This is a genomic window from Bacillus sp. FSL R5-0286 (assembly GCF_038593245.1).
GTDB lineage: Bacteria > Bacillota > Bacilli > Bacillales > Bacillaceae > Bacillus > Bacillus altitudinis.
Genome location: NZ_CP151977.1, coordinates 1,638,274 through 1,664,193, shown reverse-complemented (window position 1 = coordinate 1,664,193; position 25,920 = coordinate 1,638,274). Strand labels below are relative to the sequence as shown.

The 25,920-nt window shown below is 40.2% G+C and carries 25 protein-coding genes; 3 read left to right on the top strand and 22 right to left on the bottom strand.

Going from position 1 to position 25,920, the window contains the following annotated elements; all coding sequences use genetic code 11:
* Window positions 1-13 precede the first annotated feature (13 nt).
* Genes NST24_RS08415 through NST24_RS08350 form a run of 14 tightly spaced genes read right to left on the bottom strand, consistent with a single transcriptional unit; the run spans window position 14 to window position 14,109 of the window.
* Entirely contained in the window at window positions 14-1,207 is a 1,194-nt protein-coding gene (locus NST24_RS08415) for an acyl-CoA dehydrogenase family protein (RefSeq protein WP_327862075.1), read from the bottom strand.
* The gene (locus NST24_RS08410) at window positions 1,173-2,483 is read right to left on the bottom strand and encodes a type III PLP-dependent enzyme (protein ID WP_342462532.1); all 1,311 of its coding nucleotides are present in this window, start codon (window positions 2,481-2,483) and stop codon (window positions 1,173-1,175) included. The genes NST24_RS08415 and NST24_RS08410 overlap by 35 nt, the downstream gene beginning before the upstream one ends.
* Window positions 2,470-3,726 carry an ATP-grasp domain-containing protein gene (locus NST24_RS08405; protein WP_342462531.1) on the bottom strand — a complete coding sequence of 419 codons (1,257 nt, stop codon included), beginning with the start codon at window positions 3,724-3,726 and terminating at the stop codon, window positions 2,470-2,472. The genes NST24_RS08410 and NST24_RS08405 overlap by 14 nt, the downstream gene beginning before the upstream one ends.
* Window positions 3,727-3,730: 4 nt before the next feature.
* On the bottom strand, window positions 3,731-4,861 hold the full coding sequence (locus NST24_RS08400) for a nucleotidyltransferase family protein (RefSeq protein WP_041507277.1): 1,131 nt from the start codon (window positions 4,859-4,861) through the stop codon (window positions 3,731-3,733).
* Window positions 4,848-5,984: an aminoacyl--tRNA ligase-related protein gene (locus NST24_RS08395; protein WP_342462530.1), complete on the bottom strand. Its 1,137-nt coding sequence runs from the start codon at window positions 5,982-5,984 to the stop codon at window positions 4,848-4,850. Before NST24_RS08395 ends, NST24_RS08400 begins: the two co-directional genes overlap by 14 nt.
* Window positions 5,985-6,836, bottom strand: a complete 852-nt coding sequence (locus NST24_RS08390; RefSeq protein WP_342462529.1) for an HAD hydrolase family protein — start codon at window positions 6,834-6,836, stop codon at window positions 5,985-5,987.
* Between the two features lie 3 nt (window positions 6,837-6,839).
* Window positions 6,840-7,922, bottom strand: a complete 1,083-nt coding sequence (locus tag NST24_RS08385) for a myo-inositol-1-phosphate synthase (protein ID WP_057079536.1) — start codon at window positions 7,920-7,922, stop codon at window positions 6,840-6,842.
* A gap of 24 nt (window positions 7,923-7,946) precedes the next feature.
* Window positions 7,947-8,753, bottom strand: coding sequence for a histidinol-phosphatase (locus NST24_RS08380; protein ID WP_342462528.1), 807 nt, complete (start codon window positions 8,751-8,753; stop codon window positions 7,947-7,949).
* A 16-nt stretch (window positions 8,754-8,769) separates the two neighbouring features.
* Window positions 8,770-9,543 (bottom strand): SDR family oxidoreductase, encoded by a 774-nt coding sequence (locus tag NST24_RS08375; RefSeq protein WP_100325000.1) that lies wholly within the window; start codon window positions 9,541-9,543, stop codon window positions 8,770-8,772.
* 14 nt (window positions 9,544-9,557) lie between these two features.
* Complete coding sequence (locus NST24_RS08370; protein WP_045034282.1) at window positions 9,558-10,286, bottom strand: SDR family NAD(P)-dependent oxidoreductase; 729 nt, start codon at window positions 10,284-10,286, stop codon at window positions 9,558-9,560.
* Window positions 10,283-11,272, bottom strand: a complete 990-nt coding sequence (locus NST24_RS08365) for a phosphotransferase (RefSeq protein ID WP_342462527.1) — start codon at window positions 11,270-11,272, stop codon at window positions 10,283-10,285. The genes NST24_RS08370 and NST24_RS08365 overlap by 4 nt, the downstream gene beginning before the upstream one ends.
* 4 nt (window positions 11,273-11,276) lie before the next feature.
* Window positions 11,277-11,828 carry an AAA family ATPase gene (locus NST24_RS08360; protein WP_052472184.1) on the bottom strand — a complete coding sequence of 184 codons (552 nt, stop codon included), beginning with the start codon at window positions 11,826-11,828 and terminating at the stop codon, window positions 11,277-11,279.
* 14 nt (window positions 11,829-11,842) lie between these two features.
* Window positions 11,843-12,877 (bottom strand): hypothetical protein, encoded by a 1,035-nt coding sequence (locus NST24_RS08355; RefSeq protein WP_342462526.1) that lies wholly within the window; start codon window positions 12,875-12,877, stop codon window positions 11,843-11,845.
* A gap of 2 nt (window positions 12,878-12,879) precedes the next feature.
* Window positions 12,880-14,109, bottom strand: a complete 1,230-nt coding sequence (locus tag NST24_RS08350; RefSeq protein WP_073413546.1) for a methionine adenosyltransferase — start codon at window positions 14,107-14,109, stop codon at window positions 12,880-12,882.
* A 109-nt stretch (window positions 14,110-14,218) separates the two neighbouring features.
* Here NST24_RS08350 and NST24_RS08345 point away from each other — a divergent pair, with 109 nt between their 5' ends.
* Entirely contained in the window at window positions 14,219-15,301 is a 1,083-nt protein-coding gene (locus NST24_RS08345) for a serine hydrolase domain-containing protein (protein ID WP_342462525.1), read from the top strand.
* Here NST24_RS08345 and NST24_RS08340 read toward each other — a convergent pair.
* Genes NST24_RS08340 through NST24_RS08325 form a run of 4 tightly spaced genes read right to left on the bottom strand, consistent with a single transcriptional unit; the run spans window position 15,298 to window position 19,253 of the window.
* Window positions 15,298-16,467 (bottom strand): hypothetical protein, encoded by a 1,170-nt coding sequence (locus NST24_RS08340; RefSeq protein ID WP_251185394.1) that lies wholly within the window; start codon window positions 16,465-16,467, stop codon window positions 15,298-15,300. The two genes, NST24_RS08345 and NST24_RS08340, sit on opposite strands and share 4 nt — an antisense overlap.
* 23 nt (window positions 16,468-16,490) lie before the next feature.
* Window positions 16,491-17,636: a nucleotidyltransferase family protein gene (locus NST24_RS08335; protein ID WP_148780414.1), complete on the bottom strand. Its 1,146-nt coding sequence runs from the start codon at window positions 17,634-17,636 to the stop codon at window positions 16,491-16,493.
* A gap of 5 nt (window positions 17,637-17,641) precedes the next feature.
* A complete protein-coding gene (locus NST24_RS08330; protein WP_342462524.1) occupies window positions 17,642-18,220 on the bottom strand; it encodes a CYTH domain-containing protein in 579 nt (192 codons plus the stop codon).
* Window positions 18,221-18,239: 19 nt separating this feature from the next.
* Window positions 18,240-19,253: a hypothetical protein gene (locus tag NST24_RS08325; protein WP_342462523.1), complete on the bottom strand. Its 1,014-nt coding sequence runs from the start codon at window positions 19,251-19,253 to the stop codon at window positions 18,240-18,242.
* 101 nt (window positions 19,254-19,354) lie between these two features.
* Here NST24_RS08325 and NST24_RS08320 point away from each other — a divergent pair, with 101 nt between their 5' ends.
* The gene (locus NST24_RS08320; RefSeq protein ID WP_041507289.1) at window positions 19,355-19,615 is read left to right on the top strand and encodes a phosphopantetheine-binding protein; all 261 of its coding nucleotides are present in this window, start codon (window positions 19,355-19,357) and stop codon (window positions 19,613-19,615) included.
* On the opposite strand, the gene NST24_RS08315 is transcribed toward NST24_RS08320, so the two are convergent.
* The 3 genes from NST24_RS08315 to NST24_RS08305 form a co-directional block, all read right to left on the bottom strand.
* A complete protein-coding gene (locus NST24_RS08315; protein WP_342462522.1) occupies window positions 19,602-21,317 on the bottom strand; it encodes an ABC transporter ATP-binding protein in 1,716 nt (571 codons plus the stop codon). The genes NST24_RS08320 and NST24_RS08315 overlap by 14 nt on opposite strands.
* Entirely contained in the window at window positions 21,314-23,083 is a 1,770-nt protein-coding gene (locus NST24_RS08310) for an ABC transporter ATP-binding protein (RefSeq protein ID WP_160757700.1), read from the bottom strand. The genes NST24_RS08315 and NST24_RS08310 overlap by 4 nt, the downstream gene beginning before the upstream one ends.
* 173 nt (window positions 23,084-23,256) lie before the next feature.
* Complete coding sequence (locus NST24_RS08305; protein ID WP_342462521.1) at window positions 23,257-24,177, bottom strand: aminoglycoside phosphotransferase family protein; 921 nt, start codon at window positions 24,175-24,177, stop codon at window positions 23,257-23,259.
* Window positions 24,178-24,347: 170 nt separating this feature from the next.
* Between NST24_RS08305 and NST24_RS08300 the strand changes: the two genes are divergently transcribed.
* Entirely contained in the window at window positions 24,348-24,611 is a 264-nt protein-coding gene (locus NST24_RS08300) for an acyl carrier protein (RefSeq protein WP_052463354.1), read from the top strand.
* A gap of 52 nt (window positions 24,612-24,663) precedes the next feature.
* On the opposite strand, the gene NST24_RS08295 is transcribed toward NST24_RS08300, so the two are convergent.
* Window positions 24,664-25,896, bottom strand: coding sequence for a pitrilysin family protein (locus tag NST24_RS08295; RefSeq protein ID WP_041090488.1), 1,233 nt, complete (start codon window positions 25,894-25,896; stop codon window positions 24,664-24,666).
* Window positions 25,897-25,920: the final 24 nt, after the last annotated feature.

The window sequence follows — 25,920 nt, the reverse complement described above, 5'->3', positions numbered from 1 at the left end:
CTTTTTTCCGCCATCATACCCAGCGATTTTTTAACGGGATAATGCCCAGCTCTTTTTTCGCAATCACTTCTTTTAATACATCTTCTGAAGGCGGATGAAATTTTGCCGCTTTCACATCTCGGCTTAAGCGCTCGAGCAAAGATCCTTGCTGTAATGAAGAAAAACCCTCGACCTGAGAAGCCAGCTCCACGATTTCTTCTGCCGCCTGCGTCACAAAGTGTTTAGTAATCAGCGTCTTCGTATACAACTCACTCGAGTAATGAGTTTGTTTCTTTTCTCGATCTGCTTGCTGGGCACAGGCCATGAGCTGAGAATGTGCAACATCTAATTTCATTTTCATATCTGCAATACGAAATTGTTGACCTGGTAAAAAGGCTGATTTCTTCTTAGAAATTCGATCATTCCTTTTATATGCCATACCGAGGGCATGTTCATATGCTGCCTTTGCAATCCCGTAATAAACAGCGGTAACAGCTAAACGAAACCAATAGATTAAATGTTCAGTATCTTCTATTGCGTAGCCTTCCCGCCCGATGAGCTGATGATCGGGTATAAACACTTGATCAAAATGAATGTGATGACTCATCGATGCTCTCATTCCCGAATAATTCCACGATTCCTCCACCGCAGCACCTTCACTCGGTAATGTCATTAAAAGCGCCGTCATTCCATATTGAGATGTACATGACGACGGGGCATACTCACAATAGATTGGCAAATATTTAATGCGCGGTGCACCTGTCACAGTAAACTTAGTTCCACTCACAAGATATCCGCCATCTGTTTTTTCGGCGGTGATGGTTGGAATTCCCTCCATTTGCTTTCGCTGATAAATAAAAATCACATTCGGGTCGCTGACAGAAGCGATGAACTCTCCTGAATGCCGAATATCGTCAAATACCGAAGCCTGCTGCTCACTTGTCAGCACTTCAGAAAATGCGCCGAGCGAATAGTAATGCATTGCCATAATGAGGCCTGTTGACGCACACCCTTTAGATATGTGTGACAACAAGGTGATCGTTTCTTCAAATCCATATCCAAGACCTCCGTCTTGTTTCGGCATATTGGCGACATGTAATCCACAATCAATCAGCTCGTCTAGATTCTGATGCGGGAACCGAGATTCGGCATCCAGCTGCCCTGCTCTTTCTGAAAATTGGTGAATGAGACGATCAATCATTTCTTGTCGAAGCTCTGTCAGTTTCATCTTCACCCCTCCTTTGTCTAAAGAGTGATCTATTTTGTTTCCATAAGAGATCTTCCGGGGCCCCTCTATCTCGCACAACATAATCGTTCCCCTCAAACAACAGTAGCTCAAGCGGAGAAGAATGACCTAAAAATAAGGTAGGGCTGTAGCTCAGTCCATATGCACCAGATTTCTCAATACAAAGAAGATCCCCTACTTCCCCTTGCGGAAGCTCCACCTGCCTGCCAATTAAGTCTTCTGGTGTACAAAGTGGACCAACAATTGATTGTTTCACTACGTCTGCGGTGTTGCTGGAATGTTTAATGAGCCGCATAGGGTAATTATTGCGGAGCAGTCTGCCTCTAAACGTCATCGCTTGATGATGATGCATCCCGCCATCTGCTATTAAAAACGGCTGCCCTTTTGATTCTTTTACATATTGTATGGTTGTTAAATAAACACCACATTCTGCTAAAAGAAATCTCCCCATTTCTATAATAAACCTCGGAAATTCAAGCTCCGTTTCATATGATCTAATCAAATCCGCTACGTGTTGAAATAGCCTTTCAGCATGAAGCGGGGTTTCATGCTGAAAATACGGAATGCCAAAACCGCCACCTAAATCAACCATCTGGCATGTTCGTCCATATTCATTCTTGATTCGAACAGCTGTGTTAAGTGTGTATTCAAACGATGATAAAAGCGATGTTTCATCAAGAACTTGAGTTCCCAGATACATATGAATCCCTTTAAATAGCAGCGAATGATCATACTTCTGAAACAGATCAAATACATCATTCAGTTTAGATTCATCTATTCCAAACGGACTTGGAACTCCGCCCATTTTTATTTTGGCCCGTGACTCAATTGATTCTGGATTGATCCGAATGCCTACTGATGCCTGCTTGTCTTGACGTTTTGCAGACTCAGCGATGTAGGTGAGTTCTTCCTTAGATTCGGCGATAATACAATAGATCTCATGCTGAACAGCGGTATCAATCTCTTCCTTCTGCTTACCCGGTCCAGAAAAAATGATTTGCTGCGGTGAATAACCTGCTTTTATCGCCATGAAAAGCTCTCCTTCAGAAGCCACTTCTATACCAGCTCCAAAAGACCGTAACAATGATGCAATCGAGACATTTCCATTGGACTTAAATGAAAAGAACACCTCAGCTGTTTGATGGAGCCATGATGTAATGTGCTCATAGTGCTCTTTCAATGCATCTCCATCGTATACATACATCGGCGTCCCATAACGATTCGCTTTCTCTAAGAGCGTAAAGTCATTTTCCAGCACTTCTCCTCCTCCTTTCTGATGAAAATTCCATCTCATCAAACATTGTCAGCATATGAATCTGCTTGTCCTTCTTCATATGGTAAAACAAGATAAACAATCGATAGTGCCACATATCATCAGATCTCGTCTTACCAAAAGTATAAATAAAGAACCCGCCATCTTCTCCCGGATTAAGTGCTTCTGTTACCTCCGTTAAGACATCTTCAAATGGCAGGTCAGCGCGGCATGAGAATCTTTTAAAGCGGCTTTCGATATATTCGTAGGTTGAAAAAAAACGACAAATCAGCGGGAGTAAATAAGTGACCTGTGTGAACCGGGCATTTATTTCAATGATCGGTATGAGCTGTTCATTTTCATCAATAATTGAATCGACACCAACCACACCACGATACCCTTCATCATAAAGAAGCTCTATGATTCGATGCATACTTGCTTCGTATTCACGTTTTTTATCCAATTCATACACAGGCGCAAAATCTGTCCCTAAGTAAATGCCGTCCTCATTGATTTTCTGCTCTGTAATGGAGAGTAAGTGTGACCCCTCCTCTTGAATGAGCAATTGGGCATTTAAGGACCGTTTAATCGGATGCCATCCCTCTAAGAGCAAATCCGTTTCGATATTCCTTCTTTCAATAAAGGTCAGCAGCTGGATAAATTCTCGGTCACTTTTTAAAATACGCAGCCCCTTCCCAGATGATCCATAAGGTATTTTCAGAACCATTTTTGAGAAATTCTTCGCCTTTAATTCTTCATACGTCTGTTTTAATTCGTCAGCATGATGGCAGATAGCGCCGCATGTGACGTTAAACTGATGTTCTTCTGCCCATCTTCTAGTAGAAATCTTATGATTGAACCGCTTTACGAGTGTAGCATTTGAGCCGTATATCGTTCTTTTTTCAATCAATGCTTCTTTTTCAAGGGATTCATCTAAAAGATACGGTACAATCAGTCCATTTAATTTAAATGCATGGTCTAGTTGAGTCATATGCGGAAGCTGGACACCTTGATTTTCCAAATAGGCTAAAAAAGCTTTATCAGGCTGATGATGCAAGATGACATGATGCTCTTTAGATGCAATCAAAAGCAGTTGTTGTTCTTGCTGAAGAACCAGATCATTTTGAACATGGTCTGTCATGACTGGTAACGCTCTTGTTTGATCCCAGCTTTGTTCTTGATTCATATTTCCATACCAAATCACGTCATTTCTTCCCTTAAAATCAAATAGCGATGCCGGATCTTTCATGACACTACTCCTTATGCACAGAATGCTTGTTAATATCTAAAGATCGATTAATATGAAAGAATCGTTTACGAATTGGTTGATTCCAAGTATGAACGACATCATTTGCATCCAGCACTTCGGATAAATAAGTAAGCGATTCAGGCTGAAGTGCATCCATGACAAGTTCAGGAATCGTTTGAGGAAAGACCTCATTCACATAATGAAAAGCAAAATAGACCATCTTTTCAAAGCCATACGCTTTCGTCTGGCGGACAAACAAATCCACATCAAGTAGGTCTTCCTTCATAAACATGCCATATATATCTAGCAGTTTATAAAGCAGTAAATCTTTCATTGACTCCACTTCATTTAAATAAATCGCTTCTTTATAAAAATGAATACATAGGAAAAGAAGCATATCCTCTTCTTTTAAAGACCATACAAGGTGCTCGTCAACAGACGTTTGAATTCGTCTAGACAGCATTTCTTTGACGATTGAATCCGTTCGGTTCCCTGTCATGAGGTCAACTGAAAACTGAACATCAATTTTATGACAATCAATAAAGCGGCAATCTGGTGTAGGTTTCATATAGGTGTAGGTTTGATGTGAGTTCATGATGAGGTAAAGGATGTCTTTGCGTTTGGCAGGTGTGACTGTCTCCGTTTCATAGTTCCAAGAACCTTGAATATAGCCTAATTCGTTTAATACGTGTCCAGTTTCTTGCAGCTGATCTTGTGAGATAAAGAGATCGTTGTCCCCAAACAAGCGAAGCCCAACATCACCGTATGCCCACTGGCCAATCACACTTCCTTTTACAATGGCATATTCAATTCCTTTTTGATCAAGTGCTTGAAATAACTGATCATTTAACTTGATATTGTCTCGAGCCGTTTCTAGTTGACCCTTATACATAATCTCTAATGACTTTAAAAAATAAGTCGCTTTAAACTCTTTTCTTAAATGAATGGCATAACGTTTAATATTCTTCCACGCAATGCCTGCTGTCCGGTGAACATGCAGCATTCCGAGAATGACATTCCAGTCTTGCTGCTTATACAAAAGCTCCTGCATCTCTTCAATTTGACTGGCTTTTAAAAAAGGAGTGGATAAAGTGAGAGCTGTATGTTCTTCTTGAGTCAGATTACTTTGCAGCATAGCGCTCCTCCTTTAAATGAAGCATGTCTTTCGGCCAATCCTTTCGATTTCGACCGTATGTTTGTAAAAACACTTGAACCCAACGATCGATCCCAAATGCCGCACAACCTGAATAAAGCGGCATACCATCTTCTCCGCTAATATGGAACCTTTCACAAAGCATCTCTCCGCAGTCGTTAAAAGAAGCGATTGAAACGTCTTTCTTTTCTGTGACAGCGACTAATTCATATTTGCTATTAGCCATTAATTGATAATTCGCTTTATCCATATCATCATAAAAGAAAAAAGGGTCATTTGCGGTCGTGACCTTTCCACTTAGACCAAGTTGATGAAAGCATTCCCATGTGTTCTCAAGGAGTGTTTTTCTCGTTTCATTGATAAATTCTTGATGACCAATAAAGACAATTTCGCGCATACTAAATTCTATTTTCCTGAGAGGGTCCACTTTCCAAGAGATTTCATGTCTAAAACATTGCCCCGCTGCTGTCATCATTTGATTGTCTGTATACGTCTTCCCTTCCCATTCCTCATAGCAGTGATAACAAATACACGGCTGTAAAAAACGGCCTGCCTGCTGGAAGTGTTCAGGCTGAAAACCATGATGCTTTTCTCGAATATCATCAATGATTTGATAATCATGAGGGATCTCAAAAACAGAATAAATATTTTGTGGAAAATTCGTATGATACTTACATTTTTCCATTAAATCTTTACTGATCGTCGAAGGGTATCGCCTTACTTTCGCTCCAAGTGAAATCCCTATATTTAAAAATAATTGATCAAAGTAGTTTGAAAGTTCCAATTCAACTTCATCATAGAAGGATCTTTTCTGATCTTCCTCGCTTAGTTTCGAATGAACAGGCTCACTAGATAAATGAATATTTGACTTTATTTCTTTTTCACGAAATCTCCGCAACTGTGCGATATTTGACGATAGATTCGAAAACGCAGTTGATATTGCCTCCTTGTCTCCCATTTTATCTACGGTTACTTCAATCATAGATTCCTCTTCGTTAAGAGCCACGTGCACAATATGAGCAGATAGAAATGAAACTCTTTCCATAAAATCCGATATCATTGTATCTTCTAATGCTTCTGGTAAAGGCAGTTGAAGGGTCCTCAACTAAATACCTCCCTTTTCATTGATAACGTGCGGCGTTTCAAATGATTGTAAAACTTTAAATAGATAATCAGAAATAGGCTCCTGTAAATGAACATCACTTAACTCAATCGCCGACGGATGACTATCTTGAACGGCTAGCCCCCACTTGACCTTCTTCAGCATCAGCCTGTCATTATGACCATTTCCAAAGGCAATCACACGATCTAAATCTCTTTCTCCAAAACAATCGAATAAATGGTGCTCAAGCATGTCTGCCTTACAAATCCCTTTTGGAGATATGACTTGAGCATTTAAAAACTGGGCATCTGCTACGTCGCAATGACAATCTTTTAATTGTCGAGCAAGATCCACTTTTTCTTTTGGTAAAATAAATAGTTTTGTGACACGCTCAAAGTTGAATTCTTTCTTGTGACCAACCTCTATTTTTTCTCGTGGAAAGGTGTATAGCATGCAGTATTTCAACTTAGCACTTTTACTTGATGCCACGTGCTTCCCATGAGATTCCATGACAAATTCAGCTTTTCCATCAAGTGATGTGATGATCTGTTGGCATAAAGCTGCATCTACATACCGCTTCACCTCAAATGTTTTCTTTTCATGATGACAAATGACATTCCCATCATTCAACAAAACATCATGATGAAATAAGGCGAGTAGAGATCGATCTAAATCCAGAGAGAAGAAAGAATCATAGGTTCTTCCTGTCACAATAATGGGTATAATGCCTCTTTGGCGCAGCATGTTCACTGCGCCATGGACATCACCAATAAGCTCGCCTCTGTCATCAATTAATGTTCCATCCAAGTCAAAAGCGGCAAATTTTATCTTGCGAAGATTGAGTTCCGCTTCCACTGGTTACACCTTTTTCAGCTCAGCATTTGCCACATATTCATTGAACAGACGTAATGATTCTGAATCGACTTGTCCAATTGGTGGACTTTTAAATAAGAATGGGCAGACGTCATGTATGACACCGCTATGATTCATATCTTTAGCTGCTTTTGCAACACGCATCGCATTCGCAATGACACCAGCTGAATTCGGACTATCTTCTACTTGTAAACGAATTTCAAGTGAAATGTCAGAATCTAAAACCGAATTCCCTTCTAATCGCAAGAAGCAGACTTTATGATCCCCTAAATAGCTGACATAACCATTTGGACCTGCTGCCACTTCACTGGCATCAATCCCTGAAGCGAACAATGCTTTTCTCTTCGATTTTTGCTTACTCGTTGATCTCATAGGGTTGGCTAGGTTTAAAAAGTCCGTATTGCCTCCAACATTTAGTTGGTACGTATTGGTGATATCAATCCCGCGGGATTTTAAAAGTTCAATTAAGGCTGTATGCAGTGTGGTTGCACCTAAGTGACTTCTTAAATCGTCTCCAAGGAGCGGGGTCTCCGACTCTTCAAACATTTTGACAAACTCAGGATCATTTGCCACCGGTTCAGGTGTCGCATTAATAAAGGCTGTTTGAGCGTGTGCACACGCCTCTGCGTACACACGAACTGCTTCAAACGAACCTGTTGGTAAGAAGCAGACGAGTACATCTGCCTGAACATCTTTTAACCTTTGCGTCACATCATGTGTTTTCATGTTCAGTGAATGTTCATGTGGTTGAATGCAGTTGGACAAATCTCCTTCAAGTCCATCACATAAAGGACCAGCTTCGACGGTTACTTGGAAAAACGGAACATCGATATGTTTCACTGCAGCTGTTGGTTTAGTAAAAATGGCCTCTGATAAGTCTTTTCCGACTTTATTTTGATCTACTTCAAAAGCGGCAACAAATTCGACATCAGATAACTGATAGCCTCCAATGACGTCATGCATAACACCAGAGAGCGTATCCTTCTTTTCCTTAGCCAACTCAACAAATTGAACGATACTTGACGCACATGATCCTACTCCTGCAATTGCTACACGAACTTTTGTCATTTTCATAACCCCTTTTTTATGAATTTATAGAGCCAATTTTCGCTTTTGACGAGATTGAAAAATACACCATTCCTGGTAACCTAATTCCTTTAGCGTTTGTTTCACTTTCAGCCAATCATCTGCCACGCGGGTGGGCTGATGAGCATCTGAGCCAAACGTGACTTCCACACCATAAAATTTGGCTCGCTCTAATAGATCCATTGATGGATACCAGCCTCCGCAGTCTTTTGTTTTGCCAGAGGTATTCACTTCAATCACAGAACCACTCTCCGCAATGACTTTTAGCGCATCATCGACAGCTTCTGTTTTGAGATGAGCAATTTCTGGATAAAAACCTTTTAAGGCGTCAATATGCCCTAAAACGTCGAACATTTGACTCTCAGCAGACATCTTAATCAACTGGTAATACGTCTCTTTTTCAATGATTGCTTGTTGCTCTGTGATTCGTTCCCAGCGTTTCCGGTTGAATAGATCGTATCCATTACTGACATGAACCGAGCCAATGATATAATCAAATGGATAATGTCGATACACGTCTCGGTAGAGGGCTTCGTGTTCTGGAAAATAGTCAGATTCAACACCTAATAGCACGTGAATTTTCCCCTCATATTCCTTTTTCAATTGCTGGACTTCCTCTACATATGATTGAAATTCACTCTTCGCCATCGCTACCCATGGTTTAAAATGATCAGCCTCTTCACCAAAAAACGGGGAGTGATCCGATATTCCGATAAATTCTAGACCTAGTTTAACAGCCTCATCGATATATTCTCTGATGTTTCCCTCCGCATGACCACAGCGCTGATGATGTGTGTGCAGATCAAATTTCATCAAAATGTTTACTCCTCTACATGGCAGTATAGCCGCCGTCAACCATTAGATTTTCTCCTGTGATAAAACTCGCTTCATCAGAGAGAAGAAAGATGACAGCAGATGCGATCTCTTCTGGATCAGCTGTTCGTTTTAACATGTGCATCCCTCCAATATCAGGGTGCTGATTTGCTTGATCTCTTGTTAATCCAAGTTCTTCCAAGTGAAATCGTTCGTTATTTTTGTTCCACACCGTACCGGGATTCACTGCATTCACACGAATACCTGCATCTGCTAAATCCATTGCCATGCATCGCGTCATATTCACGACGGCTGCTTTTGTTGCGTTGTATGTTAAATATTTCGGCTGGGCAATATGACCTGAAATGGAGGCAATATTTACAATGGATCCTTTTCCTATTTTCTCCATGTAAGGTGACGTGTGTTTGACACATAGGGCTTGCCCCATAATATTTAAGTCCATGATGCGCCGCCATTCTTCAACAGTAGCTTCAAGGCCACGCATGATAAAAACGGCTGCACAATTCACAAGCATGTCAATTTTCCCAAAATGATCGACTGTTCTTTCTACCATTGAGACAATGGCTGCCTCATCAGCAATATCAGCTTCTATAAACAACACATCATATCCAATTTCTTTGAGCCTTTTTTCTGCTGCTAATCCGTAATCTACATGGTGATCAGCAATGACGACTTGCGCACCTTCTTGTGCTGCTCGTTCTGCGACCGCATATCCAATCCCCTGCGCCCCGCCTGTCACAATCACTGTCTTTTCTTTCATCCCTCGCATGTAGCTGCCTCCTCTTACCACTGAAGTCTTTTACCGTCTCTTAGTAGCTCCCCTGTTGGTCCATCTCGGGGGAGCTGTGCCGCCCATACGATTCCTGATGCACCTTCCTGTACAGTTTTAACAGCCTCTGATGTCCCCATGTCCGTTTGTACCCAGCCAGGACAAACCGCATTCGCAAGAATAGAAAATGGCGCCCCCTCTAAAGCCGTGACTTTTGTCAGAACGTGCAAAGCCGCTTTTGACATCCTGTAGTAAGGACCGCTTTTTCCGTCACGCCTAACATCGTTTGAAGCGGAGATGGCGGAGAGCCTTCCCATGCCGCTAGATACATTGACGATTCGTCCATATCCAGCCTCTTTCATGTAAGGGAAAACCGCCTTGGTCATTCTGGCTGCGCCATACACATTGACATTCATCGTTTCTTGAAGTGTCGATACAGGAAGATCTAAAAAAGATGGAAAGGCGTCATCCATTATGTTGTCAAGAAAGACTCCCGCATTATTAATCAGCACATCCACTCTCCCGTACGAATCCTTCATAAATGCCGACAGACGTTCAACCGATTCTTCGTTTGTCACATCCAGCTGGTATGGCACAACCTGCTCATTTATATCAGAAGCAGCTAATTCAGCATTTTCAATCTGCCGCGCTGTTAAAATGACAAGCATGCCATCTTGCGCAAGCTGTCTGCACACTTCTTTTCCAATGCCTCTATTTCCACCAGTGACAACAGCAACCTTCAAATCCTCATCTCCTTTTGGAGATACCATTCTTCTTTCAGCTGGCTTGATGCGGATTCTAGTGCTTCCAAGGACCAATCAATATACCAGTTCAATAAGTGAGGTGTGTAAGTATGCAGAAGTGTTAAATACCGACCTGTCGGAATATATAAAAGTCTGATAAAACCAGATATAGAACGCCACTCGTTTTCAGATAAGTCATTGGCATATGCCTTTAAAAATTGAATCGTTTTCACAATGTCTAGTTGAAATGTTCCCCGCTTGATTCTCGTTAACAAAAAAGCAGATATGGCTGCATCATAAATTCGTGGTCTATAACCTGCTGTATCAAAATCAAGAACCATGGCGAGCTTCTTATGACGGATGAGCAGGTTGCCAGAATGAAAATCACCATGTGTGACAGCATGTGGTAATGCCTCATACAGACTAGGATTTAGCAGCGTGAGTACATTCATCAGCTCCTGTTCATACACTTTAAGCAAAGAAGTAGCCTTTTGAGAAGAAACGACTTTCTTTAATACACTTGCCGTCTTATCCAGTGTTTCGTCCGGTGAAGTTATCCAGTTTTTCAATTCACAGTTTGGGTTCACAGGCCCTTTCGGTAAGTTCTTTAATGAATGAAGGTGTCTTAATACCCGAATGGCTTCTTGTTCATCTGAACGATTTCCCATTTCATATGGTCTTCCTTCAAAATAGGGCCGCAACTGCCAAAAATGTTCTTTGAATAAAATGGTTTTACGACCGTTCTCTGCCTCTATCATTGGTTGAATCGGGAAACCATGATCAAGCAAAGCATCTGTTAAATCTTCTAAATATTGAAGCCACTTTGCATCATGATTTCTCGCACATTTTTTTAAGACAAAGCGGTTTTTAGCATCCTCTACAAGCCAGCCTTCATTAGGGCTTCTTCCGTTTAAAGGTGTTAAGCGGATTGGCTGTTCCGAAAACCAATATTTCAGGACATTATCAGCATCATCAGATTTCATCATGTCCTCACCCCTTTTTCTCAAGGTTTTTGATTTTCCTAAGTACCAGATCTGCTGCTTCCTGCTTGTCTATGCGCAGGCATTTCACACGTGATTCTTTTTTTAATTTATGAAAAAGCTTCTCGTTTTGATGGAGCACCTCTGGATACACATGAAAGGCATATGAGAAAAATTGGAGCGCATTCCCTAGTCGCTCCTTATTTCCATTCCAAAGTTTTTCCCTTGTCATGAGCCGCTTGAACGTCCTTTTCATGAGACGGGGGAATGTCTTCCTTCTCTTCACATCAAGCCATATGATCGTATCAGCATATTCAGTCAAGATATGGTGAACAGATGAATATTGACCATCAATCACCCATTTCTTTTGTTTAACAACTTCATGGACGTTATCGATAAACAACTTCCGATCTGTTTTTTTCCAGTTCGCTTGCCAAAACAGGGCATCGAGCTCATAGTGAGGTAACATGAATTCCTGTTTCAAGTGATGGGCAAGGGTCGTTTTTCCAGATCCAGGTGGACCAACAATCCATATTCGCTGGCTAGCTCCTTCATTATTCAAGTGGTTCCCCCCTGTTACAGAACACGTTCATGCTTTTGAATGTCGTTTCTCACTTTTGTTAACAGATCTAATGATTCATCCCAATTGAGGTTTTCAGTTAATTCAAATACTGGTACTTCGCTTGAATGAATGGACACATCTTCACATAACAGATCTAGTGATTCCTCCGAAAAGCCACTTTTCTTTAACAACTGGCCAAAAAGTGTATGTGCGGGAGTCAGCCTTGTTTCAGGTGTACGAAAATAGTGAATCATTCCCGCCATTGCTTCTACAGGTCCTGGTGACAGGTGAATGCCATTAAATCGAGTACACACGTTCGTTAAACCAAACTGTTTTTGCTCCGACAGCAGCATGTGTTTAAAAGAACCTGCTTTTGCCTCTTTAGGGTCCGTTGCACCGATAAAATCTTCTCTTAACATCCTCATAGGCTTCTTTGAAAAACATTCCATGACGATAATAGACTTTGCAGGTGCAGTGAACCACTCAATTTGACAAGGGTGGAATGAATTGAGCAGAAGCATCTGTTCTCCATCCACCTCGGCCTTTATGGCGTATGTGCCCGCACCTAGCTTGTCCACCTTCATGTTCCGTGTAAGAAGCTCTAAACCATATGGCGTAAGCTCTTCGTACTTTTGTAAAAATTGATGGCCTCCATATATGAAATGTTCCTTCTGTTTAAACTCTGGATATTTAAAGAACAGCATCTTTTTTGCCGTATCTGACAATTCACTCAGACCGTTTTTAGAGATTTTGTTCAGCATCCCATATTGTTTTTCTATTATTTTCTTTTCCTTCAAATATAAGGATGATATAACACGCACTGCTCCTATTTCTACATCATGATTATCTAAGCGTAGGAAAAGTTCATCTAGTATTCGATCAAGCTGTACACCTTTGTGGATACTGGTTAATTCAGGCTTTAGCATCAATAGAAGATGATGTTGATTCAATTGTTGGTGTTTTTCAATTTCATATGGATGAATGGTCACTGCCATGGGTTCTTTTGTATGAATACATGCATGAACGGCATCAATGACTTTTTCTTTCATCCTTACCACATTGTCACGCCTTTAAAAATTAAATCTTTTGTCACATCGCCCATCGAATGAACCGCATTCATGACAATGTCTTCAATTCTCTTTCTATCCACTTCATTTCCATCCCACTGTTCAATACGGACGGCAATTTCATCAGGGTTGTGGAGCGGTGCTTCTTTTGAAGTAAAGATATGCACTTCTGTTGGCTTTTGAATGGTCTCAAAAATTTGATCTGCCAATCGTTGTGCGAGCACTCCATACAATTTCCCTGTATGATCAAGCGGGTTTTTACCAGCCGGCGCTTCAATACTCATAGACCGCATTGGGGTGATCAATCCATTTAATCGATTTCCTCTTCCAACAACACCTACATCGCCTGTATCTGCTACAGAACCAAGTGCTGTTAAGTACGGGCGACCATTGCGATCTGTTGCGTTCAGCATAAGATCAGGCGTAAGTCCTAACGTTTCATGAATATAGCGAGCAATTTGATCCTGACACTCTTTTTTACGGGAAAAATATTCCTCAAGACTATGAATATCTTTTGCTAGAAAAGGCATGTTTACTATGAGTTTGAAATCTTCATGACGTCTGCTTCCAAATATTTTCACATCCCAGCCGGTATCAGGGTTCACCTTTTTAAATTCTGGTCCATTCACATAACGCTCTGTATAGAGAACGAGTTTCTCAAGACGGCTTAACGGGGCATGAGCATGCAGTAAATTACAGTCATTTGAAACAAGCTTTGGATCCCCGATTTCGATCATGTCTGTTTCAACCATCGGACGATATCTTGAATTTTTACGGCCTGCCCCTTGATGATCAACAATCCGGCAGTCAATGACGAGATGTTCGTCAGCATCAAATCCGGTCGTCACCTCTGATAACACATCTTTGGCTGCATCGAAAAGAATCTTTTTAAGAGGAATCGGCTCATCACCGTATGCATATGCCCCTTTTCCAGCAAACACAACTTGATAAGGTTTGACCATTGTTCCTTTTCCGTACGATACATCAGCATCTCCGCCAAGAAGCATCACTTTGTCAAACCAGTGGTGTGCTACTCTGCCGAAATGCTCCATGCAATATTGAGAATAATATTGAGAAGCTCTTTCTGCGATGGCGTCACACATCGTATCTGGATGCCCTACTCCTTTACGTTCTACAAGCTCATATGGAATTTGTTCGATATCCTGGCCATCGCCTTTTAAAATATCAAGAATGGTTTTTTGAATTGTTTTCATTATCAATCGCCCGCTCTCTTTTAAAATATAAAAATATTGATCCTTTACCTTAAAACAACATGAAACATTTGGTAATATATATATATTCTGTATGAAAGAGGTGTCTATTTTGATCAATGAATCGATCCTACAACGATTGCAAGATACAACCACTGACATGAAGAAGTTATTGAATCAACATCAAATCCCTGGCTGCTCTATTTGTATTTGTCATGAAGATAAGCACATTTGGTCGTGGCATGAGGGCCTAGCTGATATTGAAAGCGGCACCCCTGTTACAAAAGAAACAACCTTTCGAATTGGTTCTGTGACTAAGCCTTTTACTGCAATGGTCATGATGAAAATACGAGAGGAAGGATTGATTCAACTCGATGAGCCTATTCATACTTACGAACCTTTACTATCTTTCATAAAAAGTCACATATCTGAACCAATTCCACTCACTTTCCGAATGATTGCCTCTCATATCTCAGGCCTGCCCAAAACACTCGATAAAGCAACTCATCTGGGAGATATGACATTAGCTCAGTGCATGGAAATACTGACTATTTTTACACCGCCTTGGTCTATCATCAATTATTCCAGTCTTGGCTATTCAATCTTAAGTAAAGTACTAGAAAAAGTGAGTCAACAGCCATTTAGAGAATTAGTGCATACCCACATACTAGAACCGCTCGATTTGCAGCAAACTGGATTTATTGAAACAGCATCCACAGCCAAAGGGTATACCCTTTCTTCCTCTGGTCTTTCCGGCATATCTTATCCAAGTGCTGAAACACCATCTTGGGAGGACGGTTCAAGCGGACTATTCTCTACAGCAGACGATTTGATTCGATTCATTCAAGCTCAATACGACGGAAACCGTCTGCTTCATCAGCATTCGCTAAAAGAAATGCAAAGCCCCGTTATGGTTGAAGAAGATTTCACTAGAGGTGTTGGTCTTTCATGGTTTTTGAGACCTTTTAACGGATTCACCTTAGCTGAACATAGCGGAGAAATTAAAGGCTTCACCTCCTATATTGGCTTCATTCCAAAGCGTAAATTAGGTGTTTGCATTCTCTTAAACTCTGACGAAAGGCTCGCTCGGCCGATTGCCGACATGCTCTTTCAAATCATGCTGCCAGCAGATCACGAACTGATGAAAAAGCGTGAAGACCGGCTCAAACGAATGTTTAGACAATCGTCTCTTTAAATGGAACTCACTTTTTTGTTTAATAAATCTGGAATCGCGTCCTGCAGATACCGTGGATCACCCTCTAAATAAAAACATGGCATATTGAATAAATGATGGATCAGCTCAGATGCCTTTTGTTCCAGAAAGGTATCTGACACATGCCGAAGGCCGAGCCAGCCTTTTAAATAGTCAGGATCTTCTGGTTCTCTTATATTGGCGACCATGATATCTTTTGCTCTCTGATCATCTTTTTTTACTGGTACAAGCCTGATCTCACCTGATCCTATTTTGAGTGAAGGGAAAATCACCATATTTACTTTCGTAGAGCTCCGAATCGTTGTTCCTGTCATGTCAGCAGCTTCTTTTGGTGTAATTTCAAACTTACAGCCGCTCGCCCATTTTTCTTTTGCCTCTTCTTCTGTTGATATGGTTTCATCCCATATTCTATGATCTTGAGACCGGCTGAATTTTTTGTTTTTCAGTTCCTGTATATTTGTTGTGGCTTGGACGGTTCCTACTCCAAGCGCCAAGCACATCGGCCATCCATACACAGTAAGCTCCTGATCTTCAAGCACTGAAATGGAACGATCGTTTGTGATAAAATCTGCTCCTCCATGATGCAAAAACTGCCACATAGTGGTTGACTTCCCGGCACCTTTATCGCCAATAATGAGCGCTCCTTTTTGGCCATCTTCAAAAGAGACAGCCGCTGCATGCGTAAAGCATCCACCTTGGTTTTCTAATGTTCTAAGGGCAATTTCTCGAACGATTCGCAGTGGACAGCGTATCGCAGATTCATTATTGTTTTTTCCAATCACAGCATAACGCCCTTTAAAGACCGCCACACTGTGCGGCTCGTCACCTTCATGCGAGGCAAACAATACTTGATCGTCTAATTTCAATCGTTTGTAAGTAAACTTCCTTTTTGCTGTAATCGTTTCACCCTTTTGAAAGCACGCATTGCGAACGGACTGTTCAAGCTCAGGATCAATGATGAACCGTATATCAATCTGTGAAGGCATATCCCCCACATGGCTGTCTGGTTCTTTCGGGATATAATGTTCGATATCTTCAATTGCCAGCGATTCGGTTGATAAAATGTGAAAATGAATACCTGCAAACACAAATGATTTTTCATAAGGAAAATCGTTCTTTGGCTTTTCAAAAAGCGCTTTTATCTCCATATAGAATCCTCCTCTTCATTTTGCTACTGCCTTTCAGGGAACAGCTGTACGACAGGCTCCTCTTCAAGCTCATCACGATTATCCAAGCTGAAAAAACGCTCAACAAAAGATTTTTTCCACATTTTCGAAGAACCAAAATCATTTTCTCCATAGGTTTCTAAGAACGATTGGTCACTCATGTCTAACTGCTGCAATTGATCGATATAGTTCGTTTGATACAATAAATCTACAAACGTAAACGTGTAAAAAAGTGCTTTCTCGGCCCCTAATTCCTTCGCTCTTGCTTGCAAAGCATGCCAATCAAGTTGGTTTTGCTCTTCAGCAAACTTGACGTACTCCCTTACATCGCAAAACTTAATCAAATTGAGATCTGCATGTAAATAGACATACTGCACATTTGTTGCTTCCTTGTATAAATGGAAAGCAAGATGAATGAGAAAATCTAAAGGTTCAAGCATATAAGTATCCGTTTGCAAAAATGACTTTTCATTAGCAGCATCTAGCAAGGCATTTGTCGCGTCGTAGTTTTTTTTCAGCTCAACATCGTATGAAAAATCAACACGGTGAACCTTTAAAAAGTCTTCTCCGCTCCGTTTAATATGCGAATAAAGATTCCCAGCATTCATTCTCCACATCATTTCTTCTTCTCGGGAAATCGGTATTTCTTGATCGGTTGCCCAGTCATATTTCCCGATGATAAACCCTTCCTCCTTGAGCAATGAAGAAGCTCTTTTTCGATCATCTGGATGAATTAAGAAATCAATGTCTGACATCATTCGGAGTCCATAATCTTTGTAAACAAGAGGCGTTAAAATGGCTCCTTTGAGAGGGACTGCTTTCAGCTTTGCTTTTCGAAATGTTTGTAAAAGACGCTTTAATTCCTTGAATCTCTCCATATTTTTTTGGCGATTCCCGATATAATGATAATGAAGTAAAAATTTGTAGGTTGTCGTGATTTTTTTTTCATCATCAAGGCGAATCAAATGAGGCGTCATCAGTTGAAGTACCTTATGTCTTGATGCAAGTCCAATCAATTGAGGTACATCGATGCCGTCTTTTAATACATCTCTCATCAACTCTTCTTCTTTTTCATTTAATTGAATACGTGAGCCAAGTAATAGTAGCCTCTCTTCATTTGAGAGAGTGGATTGATCCAAAACAGCCCGCATGTGGATTACTCCTTCCCGTATAGTGATTTAAATCTAGTGATAAATCGAGAGCGTTTCCCTTTTCGATTGACTGGTATGTCCAAATCATCCGTTAGTCTATGAAACCATTGAGCTGCCTCATATGCTTTTTCACTGTCATATTCAATTTCTAATTCATGATCTGTGATGCCAAGATAGCTGCTTTGATCCAAATCCACTTTGATGCCTGTCTCGATATAAAAGGTAGTTCGTTCAGTAACCAATAGTCCTAACAACTCTGGCTGTTCAGTCATTGTAAAAGGTAAAGACGTTACGATGTTCTGTACATCTAGTTTTTGCGGTAGATCCTCAATAGGAAATGACTTTTCTTCTCTTACTCTTTTATAACCAGACGTTTGACTGGGACATTTGATCTCAAGTGTTCGTTTGCCGCTGGTTTGACGGATCCGTACGGTATAGCCATATCGTTTTAATAAAAAATCTGAGGTGTCGTAATAGTAATTGAAGTTAAGTAGATACGCGGGTTTATGATTTTGACTTAACATGTTGTAGATGTGTTGAAAATCTGTTTGTGACAACAAATATTTATACTCCTGCTCAACCATGACTCACCTCCAAAACGTCTTACACGACCATATCGGATTGTTCAAGAAGCTCTTGAATGAGAAAGATTCCTTTCTCTAAAGAAGTAAATGCCTGTTTTAATGAATAACAAGGGATCTTTTCCGCTAGATGTTCAAGAAATGGTTCTAGCGCTTCGGGTGTCGGTAATGTGAAATATGGTAAGAGGAATTCATTATGTCTTCCAGGATTGATGACTGTGTGCTCCTTTAGACGTTCCGCTGCTTCATGTGGACTGATTTTCGAAAGTGTGGCGCCCGTTTGCCCATGAGGTAAAAACTCAGGAAACACCATGACATCGATTTTCCCCATTGTTTTGACTTCACGTGAAAACCATTTTTCTAATTCCTCCGGATAGACGAAATGGTAGTTCTTATCATCTTCATTAAATGGGTGACTCGATGTTTGAAGCCTATATGGTGAACCAAGCTTTTCAATGGCTTCAAAAGAATCTTTCCGAATACTCATAGATCTCGGCCAACCAGTTCCTTTATACTCGTTGTTCGTATATGAAATCCCTATATCATCGTTTGTGATGTACGTTGCATCGGTTAAGGATAACAAGGATAAAATGGTAGATGTTTTGCCCGCTCTTGATCCGCCTACTAGTGCAATCCCTTTTTGATTCATCTCCATCATGCCGCCATGCAAATAAACAAGTCCATCCTGATAACACAAAAGGCGAAGCAATACTCTTATTAAACGCAGTGCGTGTTGGGCTGTCCATCTGACATCTTTTGGTTCATCTATTACAACGATTTTCTTCTCTCCGTGATACAGGTAGCGGCAGCGAGGTTCCATCTTGGTTTGATAAAAGACTTCTTCAAGTGGCACTTCTGTTTGAATGTCTTGTGCATATTTGCTGGTTAAAATCGTCCAAACGTCTCCTTCAAGTCTGTCTGTTATTTTGCTGCACTCAACATAGGGATGTACTTTACTGATGACTAAATTCTGAACTGATTCATCTGCCCCTAATACCACACGAACATTATTTTTTTGATAGCTTACATATGACAATGAATGCCACCCCTTATGATAGATTGATAAAAACAATTGCAATTTTCTCCTTAATCCACCAAAATATAACACATATTAATCTTTTAGAAAGGAGCCACGACATGAATGAACTGACACGAACAGAAGTTGAAGAAAAAATTGTCCAACTTGTGATGAATAAGTTGTCGCTCACTGAGCAGCCAGGCCTTGATGATAGTTTAAAAGCTTTAGGATTAAATTCTGTCCAAATTGTCTCTTTTGTTATTTCATTAGAGGACACCTTTCACATTGCGTTTGAAGACGAAGAATTACACCCTGACCACTTCCGCACCTTAGATCGACTTTTTACTTTGGTCAAAACCAAACTGACTAAGACGCTGTGATGACCTGCGCCATAAATAAAGAGCGGTAATGCGAGGAGGCTTCCATCAGCTCCTCATGAGTACCGCAGCTTTGAACGGCACCGTCTGCAAGTACATAGATCATATCTGCATTTTGTATGGTCGATAATCTGTGTGCAATCACAAGCAGTGTGCTTCCTCCTTTTGTATCGTCTATCCCTTTTTGAACCTGCCTTTCTGTCTGCCGGTCAAGGGCCGATGTCGCCTCATCCAATATCAAGAAATCAGCCTGTTTTAAAAGCGCTCTAGCGATAGCTAAACGCTGTCGTTGTCCCCCTGACAAGGAGATTCCCCTCTCTCCAATGACTGTATCAAATCCTTTTTCAAGTCCTTTAATGAAGGGAAGAATTTGTGCAATCTCACAAACCTGTTCAAGTTGTTCTTCAGTAATATCAGTTAATCCCATGATGAGATTGAGGCGTATGGTGTCTGGGAAGAAATAGGGTTCTTGCGGGACAACGGCTACCTTTTTTAAGAAATGAGATGGCTCTATCTCTGATCGTTCAACGCCATTTACTAAAATGTTTCCGCTATCCGGTTGATAAAGTCCCAGTGCCAGCTTTGAGATAGTCGATTTCCCGCTGCCGCTCGCTCCAACAATGGCCACTTTTTTTCCTTTTTGAATATGAAGATTCAAGTCGTTTAAAGCCCCTTTAGATGTTTGTTCATAAGAAAAACAAACATCTTCAAACACCACCTCTTCCACAGAATGTATTCGCTTCGTTCCTTTTTCTTCGTTTTCTATTTGCAGTACTTCTGCAATTCGATGAACAGATGCACGCTGCTGGAAAAATTCAAATACATACTGGAATAACTCCTGATAACTTTTCATTAATTGAGAAGCATATTGGTAAATGACGACAAACAAGCCGATTGACATGTTTCCTGCTGCTACTTGATATGTGCCAAACACAAGCACAGATAGTATTCCAAACCATTTCAATGGTTCTGTTAAAAATAGAAGCTTATTTTGAAACTTACCTTCTTTTATGACACGATCCATCATGTTGTTAAATAGCTTTTCATACAAACCGATTTCCCATTTACGTCGATCAAATGCAACCACTTCTCTTGTAGAAGAAATTCCTTCTTCGACATGCACGAATAGATCTGACTTTCTCTCTTGCACTTCTTTTGCGATGTTTGTTGCCGTTTTCGCCATTTTTTTACCGACAATGAAATAACACATACTTGCAAAAAGAAGCAAGAAAAATAATACAGGACTCACTGATAGTAAAATGATCGATAAAACAACGGCCATAAAAATGGTTTGTACAATCTTTGGTATATGTAAAGCAGCTGTGACAGCGACTGTCTTTACATCTTGGTTAAGCTTGTGTAGATAATAACTAACTGGATGAATTTTATATGATCTCATCGATACTTGCTGAAGCTGATCTAACATCATTTTCTGTAATGAATGGTGGATGGTAAGGTAGTTTTTGTGCATCACATATGGGCTGGCGACAAACATGACAACATAGACAAGAAAAATGATGGCAAACAGCATCAAGATATGGGGGAAATGTTGATTGCCGCTATTCAAAAGGACATCGTCAATGAGCCACTTTTGCAGCCCAATCATGGCTAAATTAGCTGCTGCTTCAATCAAAACGAGTAAAAGAGCGAGGATGAGCATCCATTTTTGCTTTGTGATCAAAAGAAACAGCCAATTTTTCCTCATGTTACACCTGCCTCCTTTTCTGAGCGGTCAGACGCCAATTGATAAAAATGTCCCTTTTTTCTCATCAATTCATTAAAATGTCCAGTTTCTAACATACGACCGTCTTCTATCAAAATAATTCTGTCAAAATGTCTTACAGTAGATAAACGATGTGCGACTGCAATAACAGTCGATTCCTTAAATGTTTGATGTAATGCCTGCTGGACTTTTTGCTCGCTGACACTGTCAAGAGATGCTGTTGCTTCATCGAGTAATACAACACTTGGATTTTTAGCAAATAGCCGGGCAATGGCGATCTTTTGCTTTTGACCACCAGATAGTTTTAATCCTCTTTCCCCAAGTATGGTGTCGTATCCGTTTTCTAGTTCTCTTATAAATGAGTCGCAATCAGCTTTTTTAGCGGCTTCAATGATCTGTTGATCTGAAAGACTTGTATCTCCAAAACGAATATTGTCCTTTACACTCATATTAAATAAAAACGTTTCTTGAAAAACAAACCCCATCGCACCTCTTATTTGACTAGTAGATAAACAGCGCAAATCAACTCCATCAAGTGTAATCATCCCAGATGAGGGGTCATAAAAGCGTCCAATTAATTTAAGTAGCGATGTTTTCCCTCCACCGCTCGTACCGACAAGCGCCACTTTTTCACCACGCCGAATATGTAGATTCATCCCTTTTAATAAAGGAGGATGATTGGGATAATGAAAATCAACGTCATGAAACACGATATCGCCTTCGACTTGATCAAGTAGTATTGGGTGACGAGGCTCTCTAATATCGGGTGTTTTTTTCATAAAATGATATAAAGGTTCAATTTGAAAGGTTAAGATTCGTTGTTCTGTTAGAAGTGTGACAATAGAAGTAAGCATATGCATTGCTGAAAAATAATATAGTATATATGCCACAAAACCGCCTGTCGTTAGCTGGCCATTATTTACAAGGTAGATGCCGAGAGCAAATGTAGCTAGAGCACCAATATAATAAGTGAGCCTGCGGTTGCTTCCTCGTAAGTAAGCGAAAAAAACATTTTTTTCATGATCTTGGCGGACCTGTTCATGCAGCTTTTGAATCCGCTCCATGTCCCAATTCATATAACCTAAAATTCTAAGCTCTTCCATTGAAGCAAGACTTTCGTATAATTTTGTTTGCAACGTGCGAAAACCTTCTGCACTTTGTCTTCCGTAGATCGTTGCCTTTTTTTCAAGCCAAGGTCCAAAGATATAGTAGAGAATAAAACTTGGAATGATGATGAGAGTGAGTAAGATAGAAATTTGTATCATAAAGTATAGTGAGATGGCGATAAATAGTGTCTGATTAATAAATTGTGGGAAGTAGCGTCTGTAAATTTCTTGTACAGCTCGTGTTTGTGTGTTAACAAAGGAGAGTGTTTCACTAACAGAGTGTTGTTCGTAGTATGAGAAACCGAGTTGACGGATTTGCTGGAAGGCAGCAAATTGTGAATCTCTTGAGGCTTGTTCGATTAATTTTCTTTGCCATAAATTTCGTGCAGCTGTCAGTATAATACCAAGTGCTATCAAGCCAGTCAGACCTAACAATAATCCATTCATTTTAGAAAAGTCTTTTGCTGGCAAAATCGTTTCAATAAAATATTGAATAAATTTAGGTATAATGAGTTCGCTCAAGGTAATAACGAATCCACTCATAATGACTAGAATCACTTTACCTGTATAAGGCTTTAAAAATGAGAGTGTCCATAAATATACACGCCATAACTGCTTTGAATCTTTGTCGATTTGTTTCAATCCATCACCAGCCTTTTGCTCTTTTTCAACAAAAAACGGAATTTTTTTACAACTTTTTCGATCCTTGTTTGGATTATATAAAATGTTTCTACTCATGACAATGTGTAATTTGTATCATTATAACAGAAAAGGCAGTGACTTCCATCACCGCCTAATCGTCCTATATTTCACTGTTATCTAGTGATATGCGTATACCAATGAGGTTCTATTTGACGAAAATAATCATGATCTTTTAATACATTTTCTAGTCTTTCGATCATCTCATCCATTTGACCTGGATCAAATTTAATGACCCACATAATCGATGAAAAGATGCTCATTGCGACATATACAGAGTAAAGCTGCCAAAAATCAGCTGGTATTTCACCATCAAAATACCCCTTTATTTGACCAGCCGCAAAGGCTTCACTTGTTTCTCTACTGAAAAGAGCTACTTTATAAAAATCATGAATGGGGTCTCCCCAATCAAAATTATTAAAATCAATAACGCCTGCATATTTATCATTCTTTATAATAATATTCCCTAAATGAAAGTCATCGTGCTGAAATTGGTTAGGCCTTCCCTTCACCTTATCGATGTGCTGTGCGATAAACTGCGCAACTTTTTCATCCCCTTCTATGGAGATACCGCTTTCCCGATAAGCAGTTAAATATCGATGATGCTTTTTCACAACACGCTCTTCCCAAGGTTCGATATGTGATGGCGCTGGATATGTATGCATGTTTCGTAAATCCCGTCCTGCACTTACCCCGATCGCATACTGCTGTTCTTCTGTTAACTGACTCATGATTTCTTTTGCTTCTTGACCTTCTACAAACGATAAAATATAGTACACTTGCTGTGTTTCATCTAGAACACCCATTTTCACTGGATCAGCACACTGAACACCGTGACGTCTTAATTGGGAAAGGAGCTCAAATTGCGTCTTTATTTTGTCATATTGGTCTTGATCTGTGAATCGAAGGACATACTTTTCACCTGATGACATCGTCACGACCCATTTTTCATCTCGAGAATAGCCTTTATCAATCTGGTCTATGGAGATCGCTTTTTTTAATAAGGGAATGTGCTGCATAAGGTCTGTTTTATTCATGGATTGATCCATCCTTCCCAGTCTCTTTTCTTCTCACTCTACCAAATTTTTCATTTGAAGAGAATGATCAACAATTCCTATTTATAACGAAACTGCTTTACAATGTTTTTCCATTCTAATATAGTTAATTTATGTAAAGAATAGAAAATTTGTAAAGAGGAGCGTTGCAGATGAATGAAACGACGGATGCCCTTTCACTATCAAGTCAAGTAAAGGATTTGGTCCTGCGTTCTTTGGACGATGATAGCAAGATTTCTATTGGTGCAGATGAAGAGTTAACAAATCACGGTCTCGATTCAATTAAAGCAGTTTCACTCATTTTGGAATTAGAAGAGGTTTTTGATATTCAATTTGCAGATGAGGAACTATTGACCGAGCACTTTTCGACAATCAATAAAATTGTTCATCAGCTGCAAAACAAGTTAGCTGATTAATCTTTAGACATGAAAAAAAGGCATCTCTTTTAAAAGACATGCCTTTTTTTGATTAAGCAGAAGGTACATCACCCGTTGGACTAATAAGCGAGAGGGCATAATCTTCTGTAAAGATTCTTTTCGATAAATTGTTCACGCCGTCTAATGAGACGCGATTGATTTCATCAATAATTTCATCAAGCGTACGATGTTTGCCAAGGAGTAATTCATTTTTACCATTTCGGCTCATCTTGCTGTTTGTGCTTTCAAGACTAAGCATGAGGTTTCCTTTCATTTGCTCCTTAGAGTTTTCAAGTTCTTTCTGCGTAATTCCCTCACGTTTTAAGACGTCTAATGTTTGTAAGATGGTTTCAGATAGCAGATTCAGCTGTTTCGCTCCAGTTCCACCATAGATCGTCAGCATTCCGTTATCTGCAAATGAACTATGATAGCTGAATACAGAATACGCAAGTCCTTTATCTTCTCTTACGTCTTGGAACAATCGGCTGCTCATGCTACCGCCTAGAACATTATTTAAGACGATTAAGTCATAGATGCCCTGATCTCCAGCAGGAAGTCCGTTAAAGCCCATGCAAAGGTGCGCCTGCTCTGTTTCCTTTTTGCGTGTCAGTTTGTCATAGTGGAATTGCGGGGCTTCGACAGGCTGCTTTTTCCCCTTTCCTTCATACGAACCAAATAATGTTTCGACCTCACGAATGAAGGTGTCATCGACGTTCCCTGCTACAGAGATGACGACGCGATCCGGCGTATAGAATTCGTCCATATATTTTCTAAGGGAATCACCGTTAAAAGTAGAGAGTGTTTCCTCTGTCCCTAAAATCGGATAACCTAATGAATGATCACCGTAAATAGCTTTGCTTAACAAATCATGAACGATGTCATCAGGAGTATCTTCATACATTTTAATTTCTTCATAGACCACATTTTTTTCTTTCTTCAGCTCTTCTTCGTCAAAAGCAGAGTTGAAAAACATGTCACTCAATACATCGAGGGCATAGCCAGCATGTGAATCAAGTACCTTTGCATAATAGCAAGTATATTCTTTTGACGTAAAGGCATTCACTTGACCACCAATGCGGTCAAAGGATTCTGCGATATCACGTGCAGATCTCGTCTTTGTTCCTTTAAAGAACATATGCTCTAAAAAGTGTGAGATCCCATTTACTTCTGGTGTCTCATGTCTAGAACCTGTTCCAATCCAGACGCCAATTGCGACAGACCTTACAGTGGGATTGTTTTCAAGTACAATTCTTACTCCGTTTTGGCATGTATACGTTTTGACCAAGTTTTGCTCCTCCTATTCAACAAA